Below are 23,479 nucleotides of genomic sequence, written 5' to 3'. Positions count from 1 at the left end.
ATGATTTTCACATTGGCCGCGGGCTATTCGCCGGGGCGCAACCCGTCGAAGATCTTCTTGCAGTCCGGGCACACCGGGGAACCGGGCTTCGGCGACTTCGTCACCGGGAAAACCTCACCGCAGAGCGCCACCACGTGCGTGCCCATGACCGCGCTTTCGGCGATCTTGTTCTTCCGCACGTAGTGGAACATCTTCGGCTGGTCGTCATCGGTGCTGTCGGTGCCCTCGGGCCGGGTGTCGACTTCGGGCAAAGTTTGCGTACTCACACCCCAATGATGCCTCAGCCCCCGGCGAACGGGGCAAAGTGCTGGCAAGATACGTGCCCCGCAGGACACAGGAGGCCGCATGGCTGACACTGGCGGAGCCCCAGCCATGCGGGCCGACCGGGTGCGGGTGCCCCGCAGGACACAGGAGGCGCCATGACGGAACCGCGGGCGAGTCGGCCGCAGATGCCCGGCTACGGCACCAGCTCCGGCGCCGAGGGCATGCTCCCCTGGTCGTGGGCCGAGCAGCGGCTGCGCGACTCGCACGACTACTGGGTGTCCACGGTCTGGCCGGACGGGCGCCCGCACCTGATGCCGGTGTGGGGCGTCTGGGACGGCGAGCACCTGTGGTTCTCCTCCTCCCGCGGCTCCCGCAAGATCCGCAACGTGCGGGCGGGCTCGGCCGTGTCGGCCGCCACCGACGACGCGCATTCGCCGGTCGTGCTCGAAGGCGTCGCGGAGATCGTCACCGAGCAGGCGGTGCTGGCCCGCTTCCTGGAACTGGTCAACGTGAAGTACGGGACCTCGTACGGCATCGACATGGTGGACCCGGCGACGAGCGCGAGCGTGCGGGTGCGGCCGCGGTGGGCGTTCGGCCTGGACGAGCGGTACTTCGGCGAATCTCCGACGCGCTGGCAGTTCGGCCGCTGAAGCCGGGGGCGGCTGGACCCGGCGCCGGACGGGACCGCCCGATCGGTCAGGATGTCCACTTGTGACCGAACAGCCCCGACTTTTCCCCGCCGAGGAGATCGCCGACGCCGTCCGCGACGGCCGTCCCGTGGTGGCGCTGGAAAGCACCCTGCTCTCGCACGGCCTGCCCGCCGGCCGCAACCTGGAGGTGGCCCGCCGGCTGGAGCGGACCGTCCGGGAGGCGGGCGCGGTACCGGCGACCATTGCGGTGCTGGACGGGCGGCCGCTGATCGGCCTGTCCCCCGCCGAGCTGGAACGCGTGTGCGCCGAGGACGCCGGGCTGGACAAGCTGTCCCTGCGCGACCTCGGCCCGGCGGTCGGGCTCGGCCGGTCCGGCGCGACCACGGTGGCCTCGACCTCGGCACTGGCCGCGGCGGCCGGGATCGGCGTGTTCGGCACCGGCGGACTGGGCGGTGTGCATCTGCCGCAGGCTCGGACGGGCGACCATCGCGCACGTCCGCGAGGGCCGGAGGCGCTGCACGCGCCGGAACACGCTTTTCGTTCCGGCGCAGATTCAGCACCGGCGCAGCTGAGCTGGGACGTGTCGGCCGACCTCGGCGTGCTGGCCGCGGTGCCGACCGTGGTGGTCTGCTCCGGGGTCAAGTCGGTGCTGGACATCGCCGCCACGCTCGAGGTGCTGGAGACCAACTCGGTGCCGGTGCTGGGTTACCGCACCGACGACTTCCCGGCGTTCTACCTCCGCTCGTCGGGCCACCCGGTGCCGTGGCGGGTGGAGGACGCGGCGAGCGCGGCCGCCGTGGTGGCCGCGCACCGGCGTACCTCGTCCTCGGGGGTGCTGCTGGCGAACCCGGTCCCCGAAGAGTCCGAAATGGACAGATCGCTGCACGACCGGCTGCTCGAAGAGGGGCTGGAGTTGCTGCGCAGCAAGGACGTGCACGGCTCGGACGTGACGCCGGTGCTGCTGGAGCACTTCCACACCGCGAGCGGCGGGGTGAGCCTGGACGCCAACGAGGCGCTGGTGGTGTCCAACGTGCGGCTGGCCGCCGAAGTTGCGGTGGAGCTCTCGTGAGGATCGTGGTGGTCGGCGACGCCGGCCTGGACGTGGTGGCACAGCACGACGGGCCGATCGTGTACGGCGGGGACGCCCGCGCCAAGGTGCGCTTCGCCGGTGGCGGCGCGGGCGCGAACACCGCACGCTGGCTGAGCTCGCAGGCGGCCGAAACCACGCTGATCGCCCGCATCGGCGATGACGCGGGCGGCAGGCTGGTGCGCTCGGAACTGGAGGACGCGGGCGTCCGCTGCGCCTTCGCGGTGGACGAGGATGCGGCCACCTGCTGCGTGGTGGTGCTGGTGGACGGCGACGGGCAGCGCACCATGCTGCCCGACCGCGGGGCGAACGCGCGGTTCAGCCCCGCCGACGTCGACCCCGGCGTGCTGGCCGGCGCGGCGCATCTGCACCTGTCCGGCTATGTGCTGCTGGACCCGTCCTCGCGGCCCGCCGGGCTGGCCGCGCTGGCCGCGGCGAAGCGGGCCGGGCTGAGCACCTCGGTCGACCCGCAGGCCGCCGCGCTGCTCACCGATCCCGCGGGATTCCTCGATGACGTTCGCGGGGTGGACCTGCTGATGCCCAACCAGGACGAGCTGCGGGCGCTGACCGGCTCCGCGGACCCCGCCGCGGCGAAGGCGCTGCTGGGCACGGTCGGCGCGGTGGTGGTCACGGCCGGCCTGGACGGTGCGGCCTGGGTGGACGCCGGCGGGCTGAGCTCGGTGCCCGCCGAACCGGCCGAATGCGTGGACTCGACCGGTGCCGGGGACGCGTTCGACGCCGGGGTGCTCACCGCCCTGCTGGCCGGGAAGTCCACAGTGGACACTTTGCGGGCGGGGGTGCGCCTCGGCGCGCAGGCCGTGCGGAAGGTCGGCGCCCAGCCTTGAGCTAGCCGTCGATCACCCGGTGCTCGCGTTGTTCCAGCGCCTTCGCCTCGTACTGGTACCGGTTGACCTCCTCCGCCTTGCGCGGCGGACGGTCGTTGGCGATCAGCACCGCCATCCAGGGCAGCGGGATGGACAGCACGATGAAGGCCAGCGCCAGCCACCAGGTGTGGTAGAAGATGCCGGCCAGGATCAGGCAGGGGAAACGCAGCCCCATCATCAGCACGTACTTGCGCTTGCGAGCGGCGTACTGCTCGTCGTAGGAGGGCGCGGCCTCGGTGATCAGCACCGGGGCGACGTCCCGAGCTTCGGGTGCGCGGTCGCTCACGACACCACCTCCTGCGTCCATCGTCTCACTGGCCGGGCTCCCCCGACACCCTGGGCACGCCAAGGAAGTTCACCGCACCGACGACCAGTGTCTCCACCCCGGTCCGCAGGGTGGGATGGAGCACCGGCGCGAACAGCGGCGAGTGGTTGGACGGGACGTCCTGCTCGAACCGCCCGGCCGCGACCGCGGCCAGCACCGTCTCCGGGTCCATCCCGCCGACCAGCCAGAACACCGATGGCGCGCCGGCGGCGCGGCCGTACTCGCTGAAGTCCTCGCTGCCGGTGACCAGCGGGGCTTCCATGGTCCGCTCGGCACCGAAGTGCCCGCGGAAGGCGTCGGTCAGTTTCGCGTTCGCGTCCTCGTCGTTGGCGGTGACCGGGAAGACGCCGAGGCTCTCGAAGTCCGGCGGTTGCGGTGAGCCCGCCACGGCCGCCTCGCCGCGCACGATCCGCTCCACCGCGGCCAGCACCCTGGTCCGGACCTGCTCGTCGAAGGTGCGGATGTTGATCTCCAGGGTGGCGTGGTCGGCGATCACGTTGTGGGTGGTGCCCACGTGCACCGAGCCGACGGTGACCACGGCCGACTCGGTCGCGGAGACCTCCCTGGCCACCACGCTCTGCAACCGGAGCACCACGGACGCGGCCAGCACCGCCGGGTCCACCGTGCTCTCCGGACGCGAAGCGTGTCCGCCGCGGCCGTGCAGGGTGACGCGGAGCGCGTCGGTGGCGGCCATCAGCACACCGGGCCTGGTCAGCACCCAGCCCGCCGGCCCCGGCGCCAGGTGCTGGCCGAGCACCACGTCCGGGCGACCACCCAGCTCGAGCACCCCGCCGCGGACCATCGCCGCGGCACCCGCGCCCACCTCCTCGGCGGGCTGGAAGGCCACCAGCAGGGTGCCCGACCAGGTGTCGCGGTGCGCGGCGAGCAGCGCGGCCGCGCCGGAGAGCCAGGTGGCGTGCATGTCGTGCCCGCAGGCGTGCATCACCGGCACCTCGCGGCCGTCCTGGCCGGTCGTCCGCACCGTGCTGGCGTAGTCGAGGCCGGTCTTCTCCTCCACCGGCAGCGCGTCGATGTCGGCCCGCAGCAGCACGGTCGGCCCCGGACCGTTGCGCAGCACGCCGAGCACACCGGTGCCACCGACCCCGGTGTGCACCTGGTAGCCCGCGGTGGTCAGCCGTTCGGCCAGCTTCGCGGCCGTCCTCGTCTCCGCGAAGGACAGCTCCGGGTGCCGGTGCAGGTCGATGTACAGCTCTTCCAAGCCGGGCAGCAGTGCGTCGAGTGAGGAGAACAGGCCGTCGGTCACCCGACCATCTGACCACAACCTGCGGTGCAGGCCGTCTTCGCCGGCATCTGGAAGGATCACCGACCGTGACCAGTGACCTGCCGAAGTTGTCTGCCGAGTTGTGCGCGCGGTTGCGCGAAGCGTTCCTGCGTGCCGGATATCACGCCGACGGCGTGCTGGAGATCCTCGGCGGTGCCGCGCACGCGGCGCTCGGCCGCGGCGAGCCGGAGCTGGCCTACCGCGCCACCGCCGACGCGGGCGCGGCCGGCACGCTGATCCGGCTGTTCCTGCTCGGCGGCACCGAGCCGGAGACCGAGGTGGCGGCCGCGCTGTCGCCGTTGTCGTTGACGGAAGCCGGGCAGGCCGGCCTGGTCCGCGCCGGGGAAGGCGGCCTGCGCGCCGGGCTCGACGTGCGCCCGCACGGGGACGACGATGGCTACTGGTGGGTGCTCTCCGACCTGGACTCCGACCAGCTCGGCGGCGAGGTACCGGCGGATCACGTGCTTGGCGTCGGGCACGCGTCGCTGAGCCTGGTCAGGGCCACCACCCGGCGGCCGGTGGGCACCCTGCTCGACCTCGGCACCGGCAACGGGGTGCAGGCCCTGCACGCGGCCAGGCACGCCGGCCGGATCACCGCCACTGATGTCTCGGCCAGGGCGCTCGCACTGGCCGAGGCGACCTTCCTGCTCAACGGGCTGGACGTGGAGCTGCTGCGCGGTGAATGGTTCGCGCCGGTGGCCCGGCGCCGGTTCGACCAGATCGTCTGCAATCCGCCGTTCGTGGTGGGGCCGCCGCGGGTGGACTACGTGTACCGCGACTCCGGGCTCGCCGGGGACGACGCCAGCGCGCTGGTGGTGCGCCAGCTGCCCGGTTTCCTGAACGAAGGCGGCATCGGCCAGCTGCTCGCGTCCTGGCTGCACGTCAAGGGCGAGGACTGGGCCGACCGGGTGCAGCGCTGGCTGCCGCCGGGCGTCGACGCCTGGTTCGTGCAGCGCGATGTCGCCGATCCCGGCCTGTATGTCGGCACCTGGCTGCGTGACGCCGGCATCGACCCGCGCTCGCCGCGTGGCCGCGCCAAGGCCGCCGCCTGGCTGGACTGGTTCGCCCACGGCGGGGTGGAGGGCGTCGGCTTCGGGTTCGTCACCCTGCGCCGCACCGACGCAGCCGCGCCGACGGTGGTCTGCGAGGACCTCCGCCAGGCCTACGACGACCCGCTGGGCGCCGAGGCCGGTGCCTGGTTGGACCGGGTGGACTGGCTGCGGTCCAGCGGGGGCGGTGGGGACACTGCCGATGCATTACTCAAAACCCGGTTCGTGGTGCCGCCCACGGTGCTGCTGGAGCGAGTGGACTCCCCCGGCGACGAAGGCTGGCAGACCACCGTGCGACGGCTGCACCGCACCGACGGACCCGGCTGGCAGCACGAAGTGGACGAGCTGGCCACCGCGTTATTGGCAGGATGCCGCGGCGCGCTGCCACTCTCGGACCTGTTGGGCCTGCTCGCCGCCGGGCACGGACAGCCGGTCGACGAACTGACCGCGGCCGCCCTGCCGATGGTCCGCGAGCTGGTGCGGCACGGCATGTTGCGGCCGGCATGAGGGCGGTGGTGGCCAGGGTCACCGAGGCGAGCGTCACCGATCAGGACGCCGGAGACGCCGAAGACGCCACAGTCGGTGCCATCACCGAGCCGGGTTTGTTGGTACTGCTGGGAATTCACGCCGACGACACGGCGGAGAAGGCGGCCACGATGGCCCGGAAACTGCACGAGCTGCGGATACTGCGCGACGAGCAGTCCTGCGCCAGCACCGGTGCCCCCTTGCTGGTGGTGAGCCAATTCACCCTCTACGGCGACACGCGAAAAGGACGTCGTCCATCGTGGACCGCCGCTGCCAGGCCGGAAGCGGCCGAACCGCTGGTGCGGAGCGTGGTCGCCGAACTGCGGGCCCGCGGCGCCACCGTGAGCACTGGCACATTCGGCGCAATGATGGCGGTACGGAGCGTCAACGACGGCCCGTTCACGGTGCTCGTAGAGGTGTAACGGGAAGATCTAGCCCGACGGTCTGAACCACTCACGGGCCCTGAGCCCACCCGGATCACATCCTTGCGTCACAACCGATCGGGGAATTCGTCTCGTTCTCAGCAAAAGCTCAGCCTTGGTGGAGCAACCTTGCACTGTCGGCATCCGTCATCTCCTGTGAGACGCGGGAACGATTCGGAAGACCCCAGCGTTGACCAAGATGTCCAGCCAGCAAGCTGGACTCGCGGTACGGGAACTCCACAGGCTCTCGTGACGCGACGCACAGTCGGCGTGACGCAACAACACGTCAGCCCGTGACCGGGGAGGCAGCAAATGTCCGTCCAGACCCTCGAGCGCGAGACGCGCGGGATCCGCCGGCGCGCGATCCCACAGCCCGCCCCCGAGCCCGCGATCGAGACCGCCACGTCCACGTTACCCAACGTAGACGCCGATCTCGACGCCCAGAGCCCCGCCGCCGACCTCGTGCGCGTGTACCTCAACGGTATCGGCAAGACCGCGCTGCTCAGCGCCTCGGACGAGGTCGAGCTGGCGAAGCGGATCGAGGCGGGCGTGTTCGCCCAGCACATGCTCGACACCGAGGCCGGCACGCCCAAGGCGACGCCGAAGCGCCGCACCGAGCTGAAGGCGCTGGTGCGCGACGGCAAGGTGGCGAAAAACCACCTGCTCGAGGCGAACCTGCGCCTGGTGGTGTCGCTGGCCAAGCGGTACACCGGTCGCGGCATGCCGCTGCTGGACCTGATCCAGGAGGGGAACCTGGGTCTGATCCGCGCGGTGGAGAAGTTCGACTACTCCAAGGGGTTCAAGTTCTCCACCTACGCCACCTGGTGGATCCGCCAGGCCATCACCAGGGGGATGGCCGACCAGGGGCGCACCATCCGGCTGCCCGTCCACCTGGTGGAACAGGTGAACAAGCTGGCCAGGATCAAGCGCGATCTGCACCAGCAGCTCGGCCGCGAGGCGACCAATGAGGAGCTGGCGGCCGAATCGGGCATCGCGGCGGAAAAGGTCAGCGACCTGCTCGACCACGCCCGTGACCCGGTAAGCCTGGACATGCCGGTGGGCACCGAAGAAGACGCGCCGCTCGGGGACTTCATCGAGGACTCCGAGGCCACCGACGCGGAGAGCGCGGTCATTTCCGGTCTGCTGCAGGACGATCTGCGCCGGGTGCTGGCCACCCTGGACGACCGGGAGCAGCACGTAATCCGGCTGCGCTACGGCCTCGACGACGGCCAGCCGCGCACGCTGGACCAGATCGGCAAGCACTTCGGCCTGTCCCGCGAGCGGGTGCGCCAGATCGAGCGCGAGGTCATGTCCAAGCTGCGCCAGGGCGAGCGGGCCGACCGGCTCCGCGCCTACGCCAGCTAGTCGCTCGGCGGCTCCGCCCGGAACCACCCCGGTTCCGGGCGGAGTGCAGGAACCACGTCACTGCAACCACGTCACTGTGGGTCGCCGGTCAGGATTACCCGTTCGGCAGCGTTGACTTATGACCTGGGTCACGAGACGGTCGGAGTCGGCGTTTTTCAGAACTGACGTCTTCGCGCTGGGGTAGCAGCGCTTCGCGATGGGTGTTCGCACCCGATCGCACTCCCCGGAAGGTCGGGTCCGTCGGGGTGGGCCCGGCCTTCCGACATTTCGCGGCACTCTCAGCGGTGAAACCGGCACAAGGTACGGTCGTGGCACCGAATTCGCGTGCAAGGGAGCCCGCGCTGTGCCTGCCGAACCGCCTGCCACCACCACTTTTCAGCACACCGAAGTCCTGCCGCTGGCCAAGGACAACCACACCGAGTACCGGCTCGTCAGCCCGGACGGCGTGCGCGTCGTCGAAGCGGCGGGCCGGAAGTTCCTCGAAGTCGAGCCGGCGGCGCTGACCGCGCTGGCCCGCACCGCGATCACCGACATCCAGCACCTGTTACGTTCGTCACATCTGGCGCAGCTGCGCGCCATCGTGGACGACCCGGAGGCCAGCGGCAACGACCGGTTCGTCGCGATGGATCTGTTGCGCAACGCCGCGATCTCGGCGGGCGGGGTGCTGCCGATGTGCCAGGACACCGGCACCGCGATCGTGCTCGGCAAGCGCAGCGAGGGCGTGCTGACCGGCGGCAACGACGAGGAAGCGCTGGCGCGGGGCGTGTTCGACGCCTACCAGCAGCTGAACCTGCGGTACTCGCAGATGGCCCCGGTGAACTTCTGGGAGGAACGCAACACCGGCACCAACCTGCCCGCGCAGATCGAGCTGTACCACAAGGATGACACTGCTGGTGGTTCTCCTTCGTACGAGTTCCTGTTCATGGCCAAGGGCGGCGGCAGCGCGAACAAGACCTTCCTGTACCAGGAGACCAAGGCGGTGCTGAACCCCAAGCGGCTGGCCAAGTTCCTGGACGAGAAGCTGCGCGGCCTCGGCACCGCGGCCTGCCCGCCGTACCACCTGGCGATCGTGGTCGGCGGGATGTCCGCGGAGTTCAACCTCAAGGTCGCGAAGCTGGCGTCCGCCAGGTACCTGGACGACCTGCCGCGCGAGGGTTCCGCGCTGGGCCACGGGTTCCGCGATGTGGACCTCGAACAGCAGGTGCTGGAGCTGACCAGGAACTTCGGCATCGGCGCGCAGTTCGGCGGCAAGTACTTCTGCCACGACGTGCGGGTGATCCGGCTGCCGAGGCACGGCGCGTCCTGTCCGGTCGGGGTCGCGGTGTCCTGTTCGGCGGACCGCCAGGCCAAGGCGAAGATCACCGCCGACGGGGTGTTCATCGAGCAGCTGGAGCGGGACCCCGCGCGGTTCCTGCCGGAGGTCACCGGGGACGAGCTGTCCGAGGAGGTGGTCGAGGTGGACCTGAATCGGCCGATGGACGAGATCCGCGCCCAGCTGTCCCGGCTGCCGGTGAAGACCAGGCTGTCGCTGACCGGGCCGCTGGTGGTGGCCAGGGACATCGCGCACGCCAAGATCGCCGAACGGCTGGACGCCGGCGAGCCGATGCCGCAGTACCTGCGGGACCACCCGGTGTACTACGCGGGTCCGGCGAAGACCCCCGAGGGCTACGCCTCCGGCTCGTTCGGGCCGACCACAGCGGGCCGGATGGACTCCTACGTGGAGCAGTTCCAGGCTGCCGGTGGCTCGCTGGTGATGCTGGCGAAGGGCAACCGGTCGAAGAAGGTGACCGCGGCCTGCCGCGAGCACGGCGGGTTCTACCTCGGCTCGATCGGTGGCCCGGCCGCGCGGCTGGCGCAGGACTGCATCAAGCAGGTGGACGTGCTGGAGTACGCCGAGCTCGGCATGGAGGCGGTGTGGAAGATCGAGGTGGCGGACTTCCCCGCGTTCATCGTGATCGACGACAAGGGCAACGACTTCTTCGAAGCCACCTCGGAGCCACTGCTGCAGGTCAGCTTCCGCAGCTAGCCGACGTTTCCGCAGCTCAGACGTCGTGAGTGAAAAGTGTTGCCGGAGCAACGCTTTTCACTCACGAGGTCAGGGAGGGAACATCTGCGCCAGGTTGGCGAGGGTGCGCTCGATGCCCTGCTTGTTCTGCTTGGGGAACCAGCTGAGGCCGATCAGCCATGGCGTCCTGGCGGTGGACCAGTCGAAAGTCTCGGTGACTTCCGTGTGGCCGTTCTCCAGCGGCTTCAGCGCCCAGCGCCAGCGGTGGCCGTTGAAGTGGCGCCAGGCGATGAGCCTGTTCTCCTCGTACTCGACCACGGTGTTCAGGATCTTGTACGAGGCGCCGAGCTTCATGTCCATGCCGAACTTCGAGCCCAGCTCGAGCCGGTGCGGGCCGCCTGGTCGGGCGGCCCGCACCGAGCCGGAGCCATCGATCACCGGATGCTGAGCCGGGTCGGTGAGCAGCTCGAAGATCTTCTCCGGTGAGGTGGCGATCGTTTTCGTCACCGAGACCTGTCGTGCGTTCATTACTCAAGAGTAGGTCAGCTCTTGCGCTGCTCGCTGTGCAACTCCACGACCCGCTGGCCGAGCGGCTCGGCGAGTTGCACGTTCAGCACCGGGTAGCGGATGTCCATTGTGCACATCTGCTTGGTGGACGGCGTGGTCTCCACCAGGTTCAGCACCACCCGTTGCGGGTTCTGGTCCTTGATCTCCGCGCTGGCCTTGCCACAGCCGCCTTCCTCGGCCTTGATGGTCAGCGTGCGGCCGTCCCCGACGGTGCTGAGCTGCTTCGGATAGCTTTCCGGCAACGCGTTCGCGTCCAGCTGGGCGGCCGGCAGCGGGGCCGCCGCGGCGTCCGGCGGCGGCTGCACCGGCTGACCTGGTGCGCTGGGCAGCGGCGGTGCCGGTCGGGGCTCCTCACCGGGTGCCGAGCTCGGCGGCGCCGGCGAGACACCCTGGCCACCGGACATCTCCGGAGGAGCCTGAGCGGGCAGGTTTCCGTTGGCTGGGCTGGCACAGGCCGTCCCCGCGATCAGGACCAGTCCTGCGCCAGCGAGCGTTGTTTTCCAGTTCATGCCCTCGAAGACGGACCCGGCACCGGATCGGGTTGCACCACGGCTCACCTTTCCGCGGTGCGCCCGCGCAGCAGCCCGACCGCGACCAGCCCGGCCAGGGTCACCACCAGCAGCAACACCGTGCTGGCCGAGGCGAGGAAGACCTGCCCGCGTGCGGTCAGCGCGAAGATCCCGGCCGGCAGGGTCCGCCAGTCCGGCGGGTACAGCATCATGGTCGCGCCCAGCTCCCCCATCGACATCGCCAGCGCCAGCCCGGCCGAGGCGGACATCGCGGGCAGCAGCACCGGCAGCCGGACCCGCAGCAGCACCATCGCCGGCGGCGCGCCGAGGCTGGCCGCGGCCTGCGCCAGCAGCGGGTCGGCACGGGAGACCGCGGCGGAGACCGTGCTGTAGCTGAACGGCAGCACGATCATCAGGTGCCCGAGCAGCACGATCCAGCGGGTGCCGTTCAGGATCAGCGGCGGCCCGCTGAACGCGACCAGCAGGCCGAGCCCGAGCACCACCGAGGGCACCGCGATCGGCAGGTGGAACACGGTGTCCACGATCCGCCGCAGCCATGGTGGAACCCGGGACACCTCGGGCACGGCCAGCGCGCCCCAGGTGCCGAGCAGCACCGAGCCCGCGGACGCGATCAGCCCGGTCTGCACGCTGACCGACAGGCTGGCCAGGTTCTCGCCGGAGAGCGCCTCGGCGAAATGCGCCCCGGTCAGCGCGCCGGGCAGCGCCCCGGTCCACGAGCCCGCCACCGACGCGAGCACGATCATCACCAGCGGGGCCAGCACGATCACGGTGAACAGCACCGCGAACACGGCCCAGGCCAGCAGCTTGCTACGCCGGGTCCACAGCAGCACGGCGTTCTCCCTTCGACACGGCCCAGCGGTACACGCCGTACAGCGTCATCGACAGCAGCACATTGACCACCGCGACCACGCAGGCCGCCGAGTACTCCCCTGTGACGATTCCCTTGCTGTAGACCAGGATCGGCAGGGTGAGCACGTCCTTGGCGCCGGTGAACAGCACGATGCCGAACTCGCTGGCGGCCAGCAGCATGGTCAGGCAGGCACCGGAGGCCAGCGCGGGCAGTGCCTCCGGGAGCACCACCTGCCGCAGCACCCGCCACGGCCGCGCGCCAAGGCTGGCCGCCACGTCCAGCTGCGCGCCGGAGACCTGGCCGAACGCGGCCAGCGCGGGCCGCAGCACGAACGGGGTGTAGAAGGTGATCTCCGCGAGCAGCACGCCCCACGGCGAGTAGAGGAAACCGCCCGAGGTGCCGAACAGTGCGCCCAGTACGCCGGCCCCGCCGTAGAGGAAGGTGAACGCGAGCGCGATCAGGAAGGACGGGAAGGCGAGCACCGTGTCCACCAGCCTGGACAGCAGGCGGGCGCCGGGAAACGGCACGAAGGCGATCACCAGTGCCAGGAAGGTGCCCAGCAGGACGCAGCCCGCGGTGGTGCCGAGCGCGAGCGAGATCGTCCGCCAGACCGCGTCCGCGAACTCGGCCGAGGTGACCACTTCGCGCCACACCGAGAATCCGAACTCGCCGCTGCCGGACAGCAGCGACTGGCGGACCACCAGCACCAGCGGGTAGCCGAAGAAGCCGAGCAGCACCACCAGCGGCGGCAGCAGCCAGACCCACCGGAGCGGGCGCCCCGGCGGGGACTCCGGGCGGGGCGCCTGCCGCGGGGCCCGCGACAAAACCTCGGCGGTCATCGGAGACCGGCCGGGACCAGCGTGCAACCGTCCGGAATGGACAGTCCGACCGCGGTGCCAACCGCGGGCAGCCCGGCCACCTCCGGCACGTCCGCGCGGATGCGGCGCGGCCCCGCCGGGGTCGCCAGCTCCAGCTCCAGCCGGTAGTCGCTGCCGCGCCACCGCACGCCGACCAGCCGCGCGGTCAACGCCCCGGTGGCCGGGTCGGCGTGCACCGCGATCCGGTGCGGCCGCACCGCGACCAACTCGGCCCCGCCTTCATGGAGCAGCTCGGCGGGGATCAGGTTGGACGCGCCGAGGAAACCGGCGGTGAACTCGGTTTCCGGCCGGTGGTACAACCGTTCGGCCGGGCCTTCCTCGACCAGTCGCGCGTCGGCCAGCACCGCGATCCGGTCGGCCAGCGCGAGCGCTTCGCTCTGGTCGTGCGTGACGTAGATCAGCGTGGTGTCCGGCAGTTCGGCGCGCAGCCGGAGCAGCTCGGCCACCAGCTCCTCGCGCAGCGCGGCGTCCAGTGCGGACAGCGGCTCGTCCAGCAGCAGCACCTTCGGCCGGATGGCCAGCGCCCTGGCGATGGCCACCCGCTGCTGCTGGCCGCCGGAGAGCTGGCGCGGGAACCGGCGCGCGAACCCGCCCATGCCGACCAGCTCGAGCACTTCCCGCACCCGGTCGGCCACCTGCGCCCGCGGCAGTTTCCGCGCCCGCAGGCCGAAGGCGACGTTGTCGGCCACGCGCAGATGCGGGAACAACGCGTAGCTCTGCACCACCACGCCGAGACCCCGGCGGTACGGCGGCAGGCCGGTCACGTCGGTGCCGTCGAGCAGCACCCGTCCCGTGCTGGGCCGGACGAACCCGGCCAGCGCCTTCAGCGCGGTCGACTTCCCGGACCCGGAAGGGCCGAGCAGGGCCATCGTCTCGCCCCGGCGCACGGTCAGGTTGAGCCGGGACAGCGCCAAGGTCTGTCCGAAATGGACCGACAGGTCGCGCAGCTCGACCGCGGGAGTCACCGGCCCACGGCCTTCTTGTAGGCGGCGAGGTCGGCGTCCAGCCTGCCGAGCACCGCGGTCCAGTCGGCCTGCCAGACCTCGACCCCGTCCAGCACCGCCTGCACCTTCCGCGCCTGCGGCCCGTCGGTGGTGACGTCGGCACGGGTCGGGGTGCCGTATGCCTCCAGGGTTTTCGCCTGCACCTCGGCCGAGAAGAGGAAGTCCAGCAGCTTCTTCGCGTTGTCCGCGTGCGGACCGCCGGTGACCTGACCGGCGTAGTACGGCAGCGAAAGGGTGGTCCGCTTCCCGTTCGCGTCGGCTGGGAAGAAGAGCTCGAAGCCGCCGCCGCCCGAGTCCAGTTCGGCGAGGTTCATCTGCACGTCGCCGTTGGCCACCGCCAGCTCGCCCTTGGCCACCTTGGGTTGCAGCTTGCCGGTGGACGAGGACGGCCCGACGTTGTTCGCCTCCAGCCTGGCGAGGTAGTCCAGCGCGCCCTGCTCGCCGAGCACGTGCTGCAGGAGCAGCAGCACCGCGGTGCCGTCCCCGGCCTCACCGGGGGTGGAGTACTGGATCTTGCCCTGGAACCGCGGGTCGAGCAGGTCGTCCCAGGTGCGCGGCGGCGGACCGGCCTGGCCCGGGTGGTAGATGAAGTCGAGGTGGTTGTCGACCATCGCGGCGTAGCGGCCCTGCTGGTCGCGCAACGGAGCCGGCACCTGGTCCACCCCGGCGATCGCGGACGGCGTGAGCACTCCGGCCGCGGCCGCCCGCTGGATGAACGGGGGAAGCGTCACCAGCACGTCGGCCTGCGGGTTGGCCTTCTCCCGCTCCACCCGGGAAGCAACCTCGCCGGAGCCCGCCGTGACCACCTGCACGGTGATCCCGGTCTGCGCCTTGAACTCCTCGAAACGTTTGGTGTACCAGTCTTCCAGACCGTCCACTGTGTACAGCGTGACGGTGTTCTCTGCCGAGCCGCCGGCGGTACCGCCACAACCGGCGAGCACTACGGCCAGCAGCCCGACCAGCGCGAGCGTCTTGGATCTCATCAGTTGCCCTTCCTCAGCAGTTCGGGCAGATCACGGACGGAGTCGAGAACGTGGGTAGCGCCGGCGCCTTCGAACTGCTCGCGGCTGCCGGCCCCGGTGAGCACCCCGGCCACCACCGAGGCACCAGCGCTCAGCCCGGCGCGGACGTCCGTCGGGGTGTCCCCGGCGACCGCGATCGCGCGGACGTCGCTCACCCCGGCGCGCAGCGCGGCGGCCAGCACCAGGTCGGGATAGGGGCGCCCGCGCACACCTTCGCCGGGCGCCAGCGCGAAGTCGGCCAGTTCGTGCCAGCCGAGCGCGTCCAGGATGGCGAGCTGGGTGGCCGGGGCGAACCCGGTGCTCAGCACCACCTTGACCCCGGCCTCCCGCAGTGCGCGGATGGCCGCTTCGGCACCGGGGATCGGCGCGCACCGGCCGTCCGCGATCAGCTTCTCGTAGGTCTGCTGGAACTCGGTGTTGGCCCGCTGCGCGAGCTGCTCGTCGTCCAGCAGCGCGCGGAACACGGTGATCTTCGACTGCCCCATGGTGTCCCGGACGTAGCTGAGCATGCCCTGGTAACGATCGTCTGTTTCGGACACTCCGGCCGCGTCGATCGCCGCGGTGAAGGCGAGTTCGACCAGTCCGTCGTCGGCAACGGTGGTGCCGGCCATGTCCAGTACGGCAAGTTCGGTGTGCTCGGTGTTCACAGTCCCGCCTCCTCGGCAGTGTCTTCGGCGATGGCCGGCGCGCAGGTCATGCCCCGCCCGCCCGGCCCGGTGATCAGCCAGGTGCCCGGTGCGACTTCGGCGCGGTGCACCACCCGCTCCGGGTCGGTGGTCTGCGCGTAGATCCCCGCCCACCGGCGGCGGATCGGGGGCAGCGGACGGCCGAGCAGTGCCTCGGAGACCGCGCGCAGGTGGTCGTAGGGTGCTTCGTCCAGGTCGAACGGGAACGGCTCCTGGTAGCCGTGCGTGTCGCCGACGGTCAGGCCGCCGTCCGCGCGCTGCACCATGAGCAGCTGCATGGCTTCGGTGGCCGCGACCCCTCGCTGCGGCTGCTCGCGGTTCAGCGCGTCCAACGCCGGGCCGCGATAGGCCGGGTAGTAGCGGAAGCTGTCGCCGTCGGCGACGGAAGTGGTGAGCGGCTCGCCGAGCGGCTCGGTCTGCGCCATCTGCAGCCGGACCCGGCGGACCGGCAGGTCTTCGGTCAGCTCGCGGGCCAGGCCGCCGAGCCAGGCTCCGGTGCACAACAGCACCAGGTCCGCCTCGTGCCGTTCACCGCGGTCATCATGAACACCGCGAACACCGGGAACCCCGTGCCCGGTCAGATCGCGGACTTCGCGGCCGGGCAGCCAGCGGTAACGGCCGGTCTCGGCCAGCGCGGCGCGCAGGGCTGGCTGGGCCACCCTCGGTTCCACCGCGGCGTCCCGGTCGCACCACAGTGCGCCGAGGAAGTCGCCGCGCAGCGCGGGGTTGAGCTGGCGGGTCTCGGTGGCGTCGAGCAGTTTGAAGCCGCGGTCGGCGGCCTCCGCCCCGGCCACGACCTCGCCGGCGACCGCGTGCTCGGCTTCGGTGCGCAGCACGGTCAGCGAGCCGTTCGCGCGGAAGCCCAGGCCGGGCACGCGGGCACCGATACCGGCCCACAGGGTGCGCGCCCGCAGCGCGGTGTCCAGTTCCGCACCGGACGCCCTGCCGCCGACCCAGACCAGGCCGAAGTTGCGCACCGAAGCCCCTCTGGCTTCGGGTTCGCGTTCGAGCTGCACCACGTCATGGCCGCGTTCCACGGCCTGCCAGGCGTGCATGGTGCCGAGCACGCCGCCGCCAACGATGAGTATTCGCACGCCGCACACGTTCGCCCGCGGCGGCGAACATCCGGTGGACCGATGGGCAACGCCGGGTTAACCGCCCCGGAATATTGGACCGGATGAGTTACCGTTTTGTGACCTTAATCCGTCGTCGCCCGTTCAGAGCGGGCCAAGGCGGGTCATGAAGCTGAACCGGTCGCCGCGATAGAGCGAGCGGACCCGCTCGAAGGGCGTGCCGTCCGGGCCCCAGGAGACGCGGTGCATGAGCAGCATCGGCAGCGCCGGGTTGGTGCCGATCAGCAGCGCCTCCCGCGGCGTGGCCAGCACCGTCTCCATCCGTTCCTCGGCACCGGCGAACTTCACCCCGAGCCGCTCGCGAAGGCAGGCGTAGAGGGACTCCTTGGGGTCGAACACGTCGAGCAGGGTAGGAAACTGGGCCGCGGTGAGATAAGTCGACTCCAGGCCGACCCGCTCGAGATCGGCCAGCAGCACCCGTTCGATGTGCACCACCTCCTCCCCCGGCTCGATCTTCAGCTCCGTCGCGAGTCCGCGGTCCGCAGGCCGCCGCTCCAGCGTGATCAGCGTGCGGCCGGGTTCGATGCCCTGCTGCCGCAGCCCCTCCGTGTAGCTCACCAGCGCCAGCGGCTGCACCAGCTTCGGCCCGGCGACGAAGGTGCCGCTGCCCTGCCGCCGGCGCAGCCTGCCCTCCAGCACCAGCTCGCTCACCGCCTGGCGCACGGTCGCCCTGGACACGTCGAAGCGCTCGCACAGCTCGCGTTCGGTGGGCAGCACGGCGTTCTCGCCGAGCTCGGCGATCAATTCGAGCAGCTCGACCTTCACCGCGTAGTAGCGCGGAATCCGGCCGTGTTCCGGGATTCCGTCCCGCACCGGGCCGTCCGCGGGATGAACAGTAGGTTCTGAGCGTGCGTGCACGACGACTGAGCTTAGGGTAGGGCCGCACGGGTTTCCCCTCGAAGACGACGAAGCAGGGCGGCAGCATGGCGGCAGATCAACTCGCCCGCAGGCTGGGCAGCATGGACGCGACCGTGCTCGGCCTCGGTTCGATGATCGGTGCGGGCGTGTTCGTGGCCTTCGCCCCGGCGGCTCGTTCGGCCGGATCCGGGCTGCTGATCGGGCTGGCACTGGCCGCGGTGGTGGCCTACTGCAACGCGAACTCGTCGGCCAGGCTCGCCGCGCGCTATCCGTCCTCCGGCGGAACCTATGTGTACGGCCGGGAAAGGCTCGGGGAATTCTGGGGCTACCTGGCAGGCTGGGGTTTCGTCACCGGCAAGACGGCGAGCTGCGCGGCGATGGCGCTGACCGTGGCGGCCTACGCGGCACCCTGGCTGGACCGGCTGTGGCAGACCGTGCTCGCGGTGGCCGTGGTGCTCGCGCTGACCGCGGTGAACTACCGGGGGGTGCAGCGTTCGGCGAAGGCGACCCGGCTGATCGTGACCATCACGCTGACCGTGCTGGCCGCCGCGGTGGTGGCGATCGCCTTCACCGGTGACCCGCATCCCGGCCGGCTGAGCCCGTTCCCCGGTGCGAGCGCGGGCGGCGTCCTGGAAGCGGCCGGGCTGCTGTTCTTCGCTTTCGCCGGCTACGCGCGGATCGCCACGCTCGGCGAGGAGGTCCGCGACCCGGCCCGCACCATCCCGCGCGCCATTTCCCTGGCACTGGGCATAACGCTGGCGGTCTACGCGCTGGTGGCCGTCTTCCTGCTGTTCCAGCTCGGCCCGCTGCTGCTCGGCGAACTGCCGGATCCCTTGGCGTACGCGGTTTCCCGGACCTCCCTGCCCTGGCTCGCCCCGGTGGTCCGCGCCGGTGCCGCGCTGGCCGCGCTCGGCGCGTTGCTGGCGCTGGTGCTCGGTGTGTCCAGGACCGTGCTGGCGATGTCCAGGGACGCGCACCTGCCCACCGCGCTGGCCGCGGTGCACCCGCGGTTCGGGGTGCCGCACCGGGCCGAGGTCGCGGTCGGCGTGACCGTCGCGATCCTGGTGTCGGTGGCCGATCTCCGTGCTGTGATCGGGTTTTCCTCGTTCGCCGTGCTCGTCTACTACGCGATCGCCAACGCGTCCGCGCTCACCCTGCGCACCGGCGGCAGCAGGCTGGTCTGCGTGCTCGGTCTGACCGGCTGCGTGGTCCTCGCCTTCAGCCTGCCGCTGTCCTCGGTGCTCGCCGGCTGCGCGGTGCTCGCGTTCGGCGCGCTGGTCTACTTCGGACGCAAGCTGGTGCGCGGCCGTTAGCGGTCGATGTCCGGAATCCGCAGCGACATCAGCGCAGCGAGCAGCGGCATCGCGATCAGCACGACGAGCGCGGTGCGGAGGCCGGTGGCGTCGGCGAGACCGCCCAGTACCGGCGCGGCCAGCCCGCCGACGCTGACCGCCAGCCCGAGGGTGACCCCGCTGGCGGTGCCGACCCGGTTCGGCAGGTAGTCCTGCCCGAGCGTGACGTGCAGGGAGAACGGCACGAACAGCGCCAGCGCGGTGGCCACGATGAAGCCGAAGATCACCGGGCCCGGCACCAGCGCCAGCCCCGCCATCGCCGGCACGCCGAGCGCGTAGGAGACGCGCAGCACGGCGGCCCGGCCCCAGCGGCCGGCGAACCGGCCGCCGAACAGGATGCCCACCGCACCGGTGCCGTAGAACAGCACGAGCGCGACCTCACCGGTGACCACGCCCGCGGCCAGCCGCTGCTGAACGAACAGGGCGAGAAAGGTGCCAAGCCCGAAGACCGCGATCGACCTGGCGATGATCACCACGGTGAGCTTGGCGAAGGCGGGCCAGTCGTCGCGGACGGGCTCGACGGCCCGTCGCTTCGGCGGGGCCGCACGCGCGGCGCGCAGCGTCGAGCGCAACAGCACCGTGGTCAGCGCCGCACCGGCCAGCGCGGGCACCAGCAGCGGCCAGGTCGCGGTCACCCCGAAGGTCTCCAGCAGCGGCGCCACCGCGACCGGCGCGAGCGCGAAACCGGTGCTGCCGCCCACGGAGAACCAGCTCATCGCGGTGTGGCTGCCCCTGCTGGCCACCCGCGCCAGCCTGGCCGCCTCCGGGTGATAGGCGGCGACGCCCAGCCCGGACAGCGCGATCGCCAGCCAGGTCATCAGGTAGGAGGAGGTCAGCCCGGACAGGCCGATCCCGGCGCCGGCCACGCTCATGCCAACCGGCACCAGCCACGGCATCGGCCGCCGGTCGGTGAGCAGCCCGAACACCGGCTGCACCACCGAGGAGAGCAGCGTCGCGGCCAGGGTGATCCCGCTCGCCTCCGCATAGCTCCACTGGTGCGCGGCCACGAAGAAGGGCACCAGTGCCGGCACGGCGCCCTGGTAGAGGTCGTCGATCAGGTGCCCGGCGGTGAGCACCACCAGATCCCGGCGGGAACGGACGCCGGCCTCGGCGGTAACGGTCATGCCTTGATCCTGACCGCCGCCGGTGGCGACCTATTAGCGGTAGAGTGCCAAGTTATGCCGGAAATCGGTCAGCCACTGGTGCCGGGCGGGCGGCCGCTGCGCGCCGGGGAGCGGGTCGAGCCGCACCAGCACGACCGGAACCAGCTGGTCTACGCCGCCTCCGGCGTGCTGTCCGTGACCACCCCCGCGGGCACCTGGGTGGCCCCCGCCCAGCGCGCGGTGTGGATCCCGGCCGGGATCGAGCACACCCACCTGGCGCTCGGCCCGTCCGTGCTGCGGACGCTGCTCTTCCCGGCCGGCTTCCGCAAACCCGGGCTGACCGGGGCGCCCGCGATCATCGCGGTGCCGCCGTTGCTGCGGGAACTGATCCTGACCCTGGTGGAAGACCCGCCGGCGAGCGCGGCCGAGCGGCGCCGGCTGGAACAGGTCACCCTGGACCGGCTGCACGCCGTGCCGGACCCGCCGCTGCTGCTGCCGGCGCCGCGTGACGACCGGCTGCGCGCAGTCGAGGACCTGTTGCTCGCCGAGCCGGGAAACCGTTACAGCGTCGGGGAAATCGCCCGCGCGAGCGGTACCAGCACGCGCACCCTGCTGCGCCTGTGCCGGCGGGAGCTCGGCATCACCGTGCACCAGTGGCGCACGCACATCAGGCTGGTGCACGCCCTGGAGCTGCTGGCCAAGGGCGAGTCCGTCTCGGCGACCGCGCACCGCTGCGGCTGGGCGAACCCCAGCGAGTTCATCGCCGTGTTCACCGGCTTCGTCGGCCGGACACCCGGCTCCCACCAGAACGCGCTGCTCACCGGTCGTGAGTGAAAAGTGTTGCTGGGACAACACTTTTCACTCACGACCCTCAGCGAGTCTTATCTAGGCGGGAAAGGGTGGCTTCGTAGTCGCGGAGGAGCTCCTCGACGATCTCGGCCACCGGGCGGACCTCGTTCATCCTGCCGACGATCTGGCCCACCGGCATGGACACCACGGACGGGTCGTCCGCCTCGTGGATCCGGTTGTGCGCGTGCGAGACCAGCAGGTTCTGCAGGGGCATCGGCAGCGGGTCAGGCGCGTCCGGCGCGGACCACGCCTCGGTCCAGCGGGTCTTGAGCAGCCTGGCCGGTTTCCCGGTGTAGATCCTGGTGCGCACGGTGTCCGACGAGCCCGCGTCCAGCAGCGCCCGCTGCATGGCCGTGGAGTCGGACATGGTCTGCAGGTACTCCTCGGTGGCCAGCCAGTAGGAGCCCATCCACACGCCCGACGCGCCAAGCGCCAGCGCGGCGGCCATCTGCCTGCCGGAGCCGATACCGCCGGCGGCGAGCACCGGCGCCCGGTCCCCGACCGCGTCCACGATCTCCGGCAGCAGCACCATGGAGGCGATCTCGCCGGTGTGCCCGCCGGCCTCATATCCTTGTGCGACAACGAAATCCACCCCGTTGTCGACATGCCGCACGGCGTGCTCCGCCTTGCCTGCCAGCGCGGCAACCGGCACCCCGCGCGCGTGCGCCTGCTCGATCACGTCCACCGGTGGTGAGCCGAGCGCGTTCGCGATCAGCTTGATCGGATGCCGGAGCGCGACCTCCACATGGGACCTGGCCACCGAGTGCAGCCAGCCGAGCACGCCGGCGCGTTCGTCCGTGTCGTCCGGCAGCTCGGGCACGCCGAGCTGGTCGAGCGTGCGCTCCACGAACGCGCGGTGCTCGTCCGGGATCATCTTGCCGAGGTCCATCGAGCTGCCCTCGGCCGGGATCTTCGCCGGCATCACGATGTCCACGCCGTACGGCTTGCCGTCGGTGTTCGCGTCCATCCAGTCCAGCACCCGGTCCAGCTCGGCCGCGTCGTTGAACCGCACGCAGCCGAGCACGCCGAACCCGCCGGCCCGGCTCAGCGCCGCGGCCACGTGCTCGGACGGGGTGAAACCCAGGATCGGGTGCTCGATACCGAGCGTGTCACACAGGGAGGTGCGCATCGTTCTCCTGCTCAGGCGTTCTGGGGCGAGACGGCGGGTTCGTGCTCGGCGGCGTAGCGCTGAGCCCACGGGTAGTCCGGCTTCCCGCTCGGGGAACGGCCGATTTCCGTTGCCAGCCAAAGGCTTCTCGGCACCTTGTAGCCGGCGATCTCGGTCCGCACATGGGCTTCGATCGCGGCGAAGTCGGGGGTGCCGCCCGGCCTTGCCTGGATCACCGCGGCCACCCGCTGGCCGAGCCGCTCGTCCGGGATGCCGATCACCAGCGCGTCGAACACGTCCGGATGGGACTTGAGCGCGCCTTCGACCTCTTCGGGGTAGACCTTCTCGCCGCCGGTGTTCACGCACTGCGAACCGCGGCCGAGCAGGGTGACCGTGCCGTCCTGCTCGTAGCGGGCGTAGTCGCCGGGCACCACGTACCGCGCGCCGTCCACCTCGACGAAGATCGTCTTGCTCTTCGCCTCGTCCTTGTAGTAGCCCAGCGGCACGTGCCCGCGCCGGGCGATCAGGCCGATCGCGCCCGGTTCGGCGTCCACCTTGCGGCCATCGTCGTCCAGCAGGATCGCGTCCTTGCCGAAGCTGACCCGCGGGCCGGCCGAATGGTCCGCGTCCTTGCTGACCATGCCGATCCCGGTGAACCCGCTCTCCGAGGAGCCGATCGCGTCGGTGATCACCACGTTCGGCAGCCGCTCCAGGAACTGCTGCTTGACGCTGTGCGAGAAAAGCGCGGCGTGACTGGACACCGCGGCCAGTGAGGATGCGTCGTAGCCGCCCTCGGTGTAGGCCTCGATCAGCGGCCTCGCCATCGCGTCGCCGACGATCGTGAGCACCTGGACCTTGTGCTCCTGCACGGCCTTCCAGATCTCGTGCGGGTCGAACTGCGGGACGAACACCACCGGGCTGCCCATGAACAACGCACCGAACGCGGCCCACTGGGCGGCACCGTGGATCAGCGGCGCGGCTGGCAGCCGGACCAGCGCGCCGGTCTTGCCCTGTTCGGCCAGCGTCCACTCGTCGGGCACGTACTCGCCGGTGACGAAGTTGATGCCGCCGCCGAGCGCGCGCCAGATGTCCTCGTGCCGCCAGAGCACGCCCTTGGGATAGCCGGTGGTGCCGCCGGTGTAGAGGATGTAGAGGTCGTCGGCGCTGCGCTCACCGAAGTCCCGCTCCGGCGAACCCTCCGCCAGCGCGTCTTCATACGGTACGCCGTGATAGCCGGAAAAGTCCCCGTCGCTTTCGTCCTCGATGACGACAACGTGTTTCAGTTTCGGGGTTTCCGGTAGTACGTCGGCGACCTTGTCCGCATACCGCTGTTCGTGTACCAGCGCGACCAGGTCGGCATTTTCGAACAGGTAGCGCAGTTCGCCTTGCACGTACCGGTAGTTCACGTTGACCGCGATCGCGCGCAGCTTGTACGCCGCGAACATCGCTTCCAGCGTCTCGATGGAGTTCCGGGAGTAGACGCCGATGTGGGAGCCCTGCCCCACACCGTGCGCCGCCAGATGGTGGGCCAGCCGGTTGGCGCGCTCCTCCAGCTGCTCGAAGGTGACCTGCCGATCGCCGCAGATGATCGCCGGGCGATCCGGCACGGCGTCGACGGCGTGCTCGATGAGATCCGCGATGTTAAGAGCCACCCCGTTAAATTAGAACATGTTATCGTTCT

At 70.9% G+C, this 23,479-nt stretch carries 24 protein-coding genes; 9 read left to right on the top strand and 15 right to left on the bottom strand.

Translation table 11 applies throughout. From position 1 onward, the window contains the following. Positions 1-23: 23 nt before the first annotated feature. Positions 24-266: a DUF3039 domain-containing protein gene (locus AMYNI_RS0130295; protein WP_026361131.1), complete on the bottom strand. Its 243-nt coding sequence runs from the start codon at positions 264-266 to the stop codon at positions 24-26. Between the two features lie 153 nt (positions 267-419). Between AMYNI_RS0130295 and AMYNI_RS0130290 the strand changes: the two genes are divergently transcribed. From AMYNI_RS0130290 to AMYNI_RS0130280, 3 genes are all read left to right on the top strand, one after another. Next, on the top strand, positions 420-914 hold the full coding sequence (locus AMYNI_RS0130290; protein WP_020671849.1) for a pyridoxamine 5'-phosphate oxidase family protein: 495 nt from the start codon (positions 420-422) through the stop codon (positions 912-914). Between the two features lie 61 nt (positions 915-975). After that, complete coding sequence (locus tag AMYNI_RS0130285; protein WP_020671848.1) at positions 976-1,983, top strand: pseudouridine-5'-phosphate glycosidase; 1,008 nt, start codon at positions 976-978, stop codon at positions 1,981-1,983. After that, on the top strand, positions 1,980-2,846 hold the full coding sequence (locus tag AMYNI_RS0130280) for a carbohydrate kinase family protein (RefSeq protein ID WP_020671847.1): 867 nt from the start codon (positions 1,980-1,982) through the stop codon (positions 2,844-2,846). Before AMYNI_RS0130285 ends, AMYNI_RS0130280 begins: the two co-directional genes overlap by 4 nt. A 1-nt stretch (position 2,847) precedes the next feature. Here the strand turns inward: AMYNI_RS0130280 and AMYNI_RS0130275 are convergent, their stop codons facing one another. After that, positions 2,848-3,192 carry a DUF3099 domain-containing protein gene (locus AMYNI_RS0130275; protein WP_051116379.1) on the bottom strand — a complete coding sequence of 115 codons (345 nt, stop codon included), beginning with the start codon at positions 3,190-3,192 and terminating at the stop codon, positions 2,848-2,850. Between the two features lie 4 nt (positions 3,193-3,196). Then, the gene (locus tag AMYNI_RS0130270; protein WP_020671845.1) at positions 3,197-4,474 is read right to left on the bottom strand and encodes an amidohydrolase; all 1,278 of its coding nucleotides are present in this window, start codon (positions 4,472-4,474) and stop codon (positions 3,197-3,199) included. Positions 4,475-4,539: 65 nt separating this feature from the next. Here AMYNI_RS0130270 and AMYNI_RS0130265 point away from each other — a divergent pair, with 65 nt between their 5' ends. The 4 genes from AMYNI_RS0130265 to AMYNI_RS0130250 all read left to right on the top strand — a co-directional run bounded on the left by AMYNI_RS0130265 (position 4,540) and on the right by AMYNI_RS0130250 (position 9,879). Continuing rightward, on the top strand, positions 4,540-6,048 hold the full coding sequence (locus AMYNI_RS0130265) for a DUF7782 domain-containing protein (RefSeq protein ID WP_020671844.1): 1,509 nt from the start codon (positions 4,540-4,542) through the stop codon (positions 6,046-6,048). Further along, the gene (gene dtd, locus AMYNI_RS0130260) at positions 6,045-6,488 is read left to right on the top strand and encodes a D-aminoacyl-tRNA deacylase (RefSeq protein WP_020671843.1); all 444 of its coding nucleotides are present in this window, start codon (positions 6,045-6,047) and stop codon (positions 6,486-6,488) included. The genes AMYNI_RS0130265 and dtd overlap by 4 nt, the downstream gene beginning before the upstream one ends. Before the next feature lie 312 nt (positions 6,489-6,800). After that, a complete protein-coding gene (locus AMYNI_RS0130255; RefSeq protein ID WP_020671842.1) occupies positions 6,801-7,853 on the top strand; it encodes a sigma-70 family RNA polymerase sigma factor in 1,053 nt (350 codons plus the stop codon). 343 nt (positions 7,854-8,196) lie between these two features. Then, a complete protein-coding gene (locus AMYNI_RS0130250; protein ID WP_020671841.1) occupies positions 8,197-9,879 on the top strand; it encodes a fumarate hydratase in 1,683 nt (560 codons plus the stop codon). A 69-nt stretch (positions 9,880-9,948) separates the two neighbouring features. On the opposite strand, the gene AMYNI_RS0130245 is transcribed toward AMYNI_RS0130250, so the two are convergent. From AMYNI_RS0130245 to AMYNI_RS0130205, 9 genes are all read right to left on the bottom strand, one after another. Next, entirely contained in the window at positions 9,949-10,386 is a 438-nt protein-coding gene (locus AMYNI_RS0130245) for an SRPBCC family protein (protein WP_020671840.1), read from the bottom strand. A gap of 14 nt (positions 10,387-10,400) precedes the next feature. Continuing rightward, positions 10,401-10,934, bottom strand: coding sequence for a hypothetical protein (locus AMYNI_RS49290; protein WP_157357513.1), 534 nt, complete (start codon positions 10,932-10,934; stop codon positions 10,401-10,403). 44 nt (positions 10,935-10,978) lie between these two features. Next, positions 10,979-11,785 (bottom strand): ABC transporter permease, encoded by an 807-nt coding sequence (locus tag AMYNI_RS0130235; protein ID WP_020671838.1) that lies wholly within the window; start codon positions 11,783-11,785, stop codon positions 10,979-10,981. Then, on the bottom strand, positions 11,763-12,644 hold the full coding sequence (locus tag AMYNI_RS0130230) for a 2-aminoethylphosphonate ABC transporter permease subunit (RefSeq protein WP_020671837.1): 882 nt from the start codon (positions 12,642-12,644) through the stop codon (positions 11,763-11,765). The genes AMYNI_RS0130235 and AMYNI_RS0130230 overlap by 23 nt, the downstream gene beginning before the upstream one ends. Continuing rightward, complete coding sequence (locus AMYNI_RS0130225; protein WP_020671836.1) at positions 12,641-13,648, bottom strand: ABC transporter ATP-binding protein; 1,008 nt, start codon at positions 13,646-13,648, stop codon at positions 12,641-12,643. The genes AMYNI_RS0130230 and AMYNI_RS0130225 overlap by 4 nt, the downstream gene beginning before the upstream one ends. Next, entirely contained in the window at positions 13,645-14,670 is a 1,026-nt protein-coding gene (locus tag AMYNI_RS0130220) for a 2-aminoethylphosphonate ABC transporter substrate-binding protein (RefSeq protein ID WP_020671835.1), read from the bottom strand. The genes AMYNI_RS0130225 and AMYNI_RS0130220 overlap by 4 nt, the downstream gene beginning before the upstream one ends. Next, positions 14,670-15,356 carry a phosphonatase-like hydrolase gene (locus AMYNI_RS0130215; RefSeq protein ID WP_020671834.1) on the bottom strand — a complete coding sequence of 229 codons (687 nt, stop codon included), beginning with the start codon at positions 15,354-15,356 and terminating at the stop codon, positions 14,670-14,672. Before AMYNI_RS0130215 ends, AMYNI_RS0130220 begins: the two co-directional genes overlap by 1 nt. Then, on the bottom strand, positions 15,353-16,489 hold the full coding sequence (locus AMYNI_RS0130210) for a TIGR03364 family FAD-dependent oxidoreductase (RefSeq protein WP_026361129.1): 1,137 nt from the start codon (positions 16,487-16,489) through the stop codon (positions 15,353-15,355). Before AMYNI_RS0130210 ends, AMYNI_RS0130215 begins: the two co-directional genes overlap by 4 nt. Before the next feature lie 123 nt (positions 16,490-16,612). Then, positions 16,613-17,341, bottom strand: a complete 729-nt coding sequence (locus tag AMYNI_RS0130205) for a GntR family transcriptional regulator (protein WP_020671832.1) — start codon at positions 17,339-17,341, stop codon at positions 16,613-16,615. A 110-nt stretch (positions 17,342-17,451) separates the two neighbouring features. Here AMYNI_RS0130205 and AMYNI_RS0130200 point away from each other — a divergent pair, with 110 nt between their 5' ends. Next, entirely contained in the window at positions 17,452-18,699 is a 1,248-nt protein-coding gene (locus AMYNI_RS0130200; RefSeq protein WP_020671831.1) for an APC family permease, read from the top strand. Here the strand turns inward: AMYNI_RS0130200 and AMYNI_RS0130195 are convergent. Next, entirely contained in the window at positions 18,696-19,862 is a 1,167-nt protein-coding gene (locus AMYNI_RS0130195; RefSeq protein WP_020671830.1) for an MFS transporter, read from the bottom strand. The genes AMYNI_RS0130200 and AMYNI_RS0130195 overlap by 4 nt on opposite strands. Before the next feature lie 54 nt (positions 19,863-19,916). Between AMYNI_RS0130195 and AMYNI_RS0130190 the strand changes: the two genes are divergently transcribed. After that, positions 19,917-20,675, top strand: a complete 759-nt coding sequence (locus tag AMYNI_RS0130190; RefSeq protein ID WP_020671829.1) for an AraC family transcriptional regulator — start codon at positions 19,917-19,919, stop codon at positions 20,673-20,675. Positions 20,676-20,712: 37 nt separating this feature from the next. On the opposite strand, the gene AMYNI_RS0130185 is transcribed toward AMYNI_RS0130190, so the two are convergent. Both AMYNI_RS0130185 and AMYNI_RS0130180 read right to left on the bottom strand, forming a co-directional pair. Beyond that, positions 20,713-21,819, bottom strand: a complete 1,107-nt coding sequence (locus tag AMYNI_RS0130185) for an NAD(P)H-dependent flavin oxidoreductase (RefSeq protein ID WP_020671828.1) — start codon at positions 21,817-21,819, stop codon at positions 20,713-20,715. An 11-nt stretch (positions 21,820-21,830) separates the two neighbouring features. Next, positions 21,831-23,450 carry an acyl-CoA synthetase gene (locus AMYNI_RS0130180; RefSeq protein WP_020671827.1) on the bottom strand — a complete coding sequence of 540 codons (1,620 nt, stop codon included), beginning with the start codon at positions 23,448-23,450 and terminating at the stop codon, positions 21,831-21,833. Positions 23,451-23,479 lie beyond the last annotated feature (29 nt).

It is taken from the genome of Amycolatopsis nigrescens CSC17Ta-90, from assembly GCF_000384315.1.
In the GTDB taxonomy this organism is placed as follows: Bacteria; Actinomycetota; Actinomycetes; order Mycobacteriales; family Pseudonocardiaceae; genus Amycolatopsis; species Amycolatopsis nigrescens.
Note: the sequence above shows the minus strand (reverse complement) of the source record. Positions and strands in the feature narration are given on the sequence as shown.

What these genes read in the sequence shown, in the direction of transcription:
- AMYNI_RS0130195 (WP_020671830.1), bottom strand. Translation starts at nt 19,862, where the DNA reads ATGACCGTTACCGCCGAGGCCGGCGTCCGTTCCCGCCGGGATCTGGTG.
- AMYNI_RS0130200 (WP_020671831.1), top strand. Translation starts at nt 17,452, where the DNA reads ATGGCGGCAGATCAACTCGCCCGCAGGCTGGGCAGCATGGACGCGACC.
- AMYNI_RS0130185 (WP_020671828.1), bottom strand. Translation starts at nt 21,819, where the DNA reads ATGCGCACCTCCCTGTGTGACACGCTCGGTATCGAGCACCCGATCCTG.
- AMYNI_RS0130255 (WP_020671842.1), top strand. Translation starts at nt 6,801, where the DNA reads ATGTCCGTCCAGACCCTCGAGCGCGAGACGCGCGGGATCCGCCGGCGC.
- AMYNI_RS0130290 (WP_020671849.1), top strand. Translation starts at nt 420, where the DNA reads ATGACGGAACCGCGGGCGAGTCGGCCGCAGATGCCCGGCTACGGCACC.
- dtd (WP_020671843.1), top strand. Translation starts at nt 6,045, where the DNA reads ATGAGGGCGGTGGTGGCCAGGGTCACCGAGGCGAGCGTCACCGATCAG.
- AMYNI_RS0130220 (WP_020671835.1), bottom strand. Translation starts at nt 14,670, where the DNA reads ATGAGATCCAAGACGCTCGCGCTGGTCGGGCTGCTGGCCGTAGTGCTC.
- AMYNI_RS49290 (WP_157357513.1), bottom strand. Translation starts at nt 10,934, where the DNA reads ATGAACTGGAAAACAACGCTCGCTGGCGCAGGACTGGTCCTGATCGCG.
- AMYNI_RS0130245 (WP_020671840.1), bottom strand. Translation starts at nt 10,386, where the DNA reads ATGAACGCACGACAGGTCTCGGTGACGAAAACGATCGCCACCTCACCG.
- AMYNI_RS0130190 (WP_020671829.1), top strand. Translation starts at nt 19,917, where the DNA reads ATGCCGGAAATCGGTCAGCCACTGGTGCCGGGCGGGCGGCCGCTGCGC.
- AMYNI_RS0130230 (WP_020671837.1), bottom strand. Translation starts at nt 12,644, where the DNA reads ATGACCGCCGAGGTTTTGTCGCGGGCCCCGCGGCAGGCGCCCCGCCCG.
- AMYNI_RS0130275 (WP_051116379.1), bottom strand. Translation starts at nt 3,192, where the DNA reads ATGGACGCAGGAGGTGGTGTCGTGAGCGACCGCGCACCCGAAGCTCGG.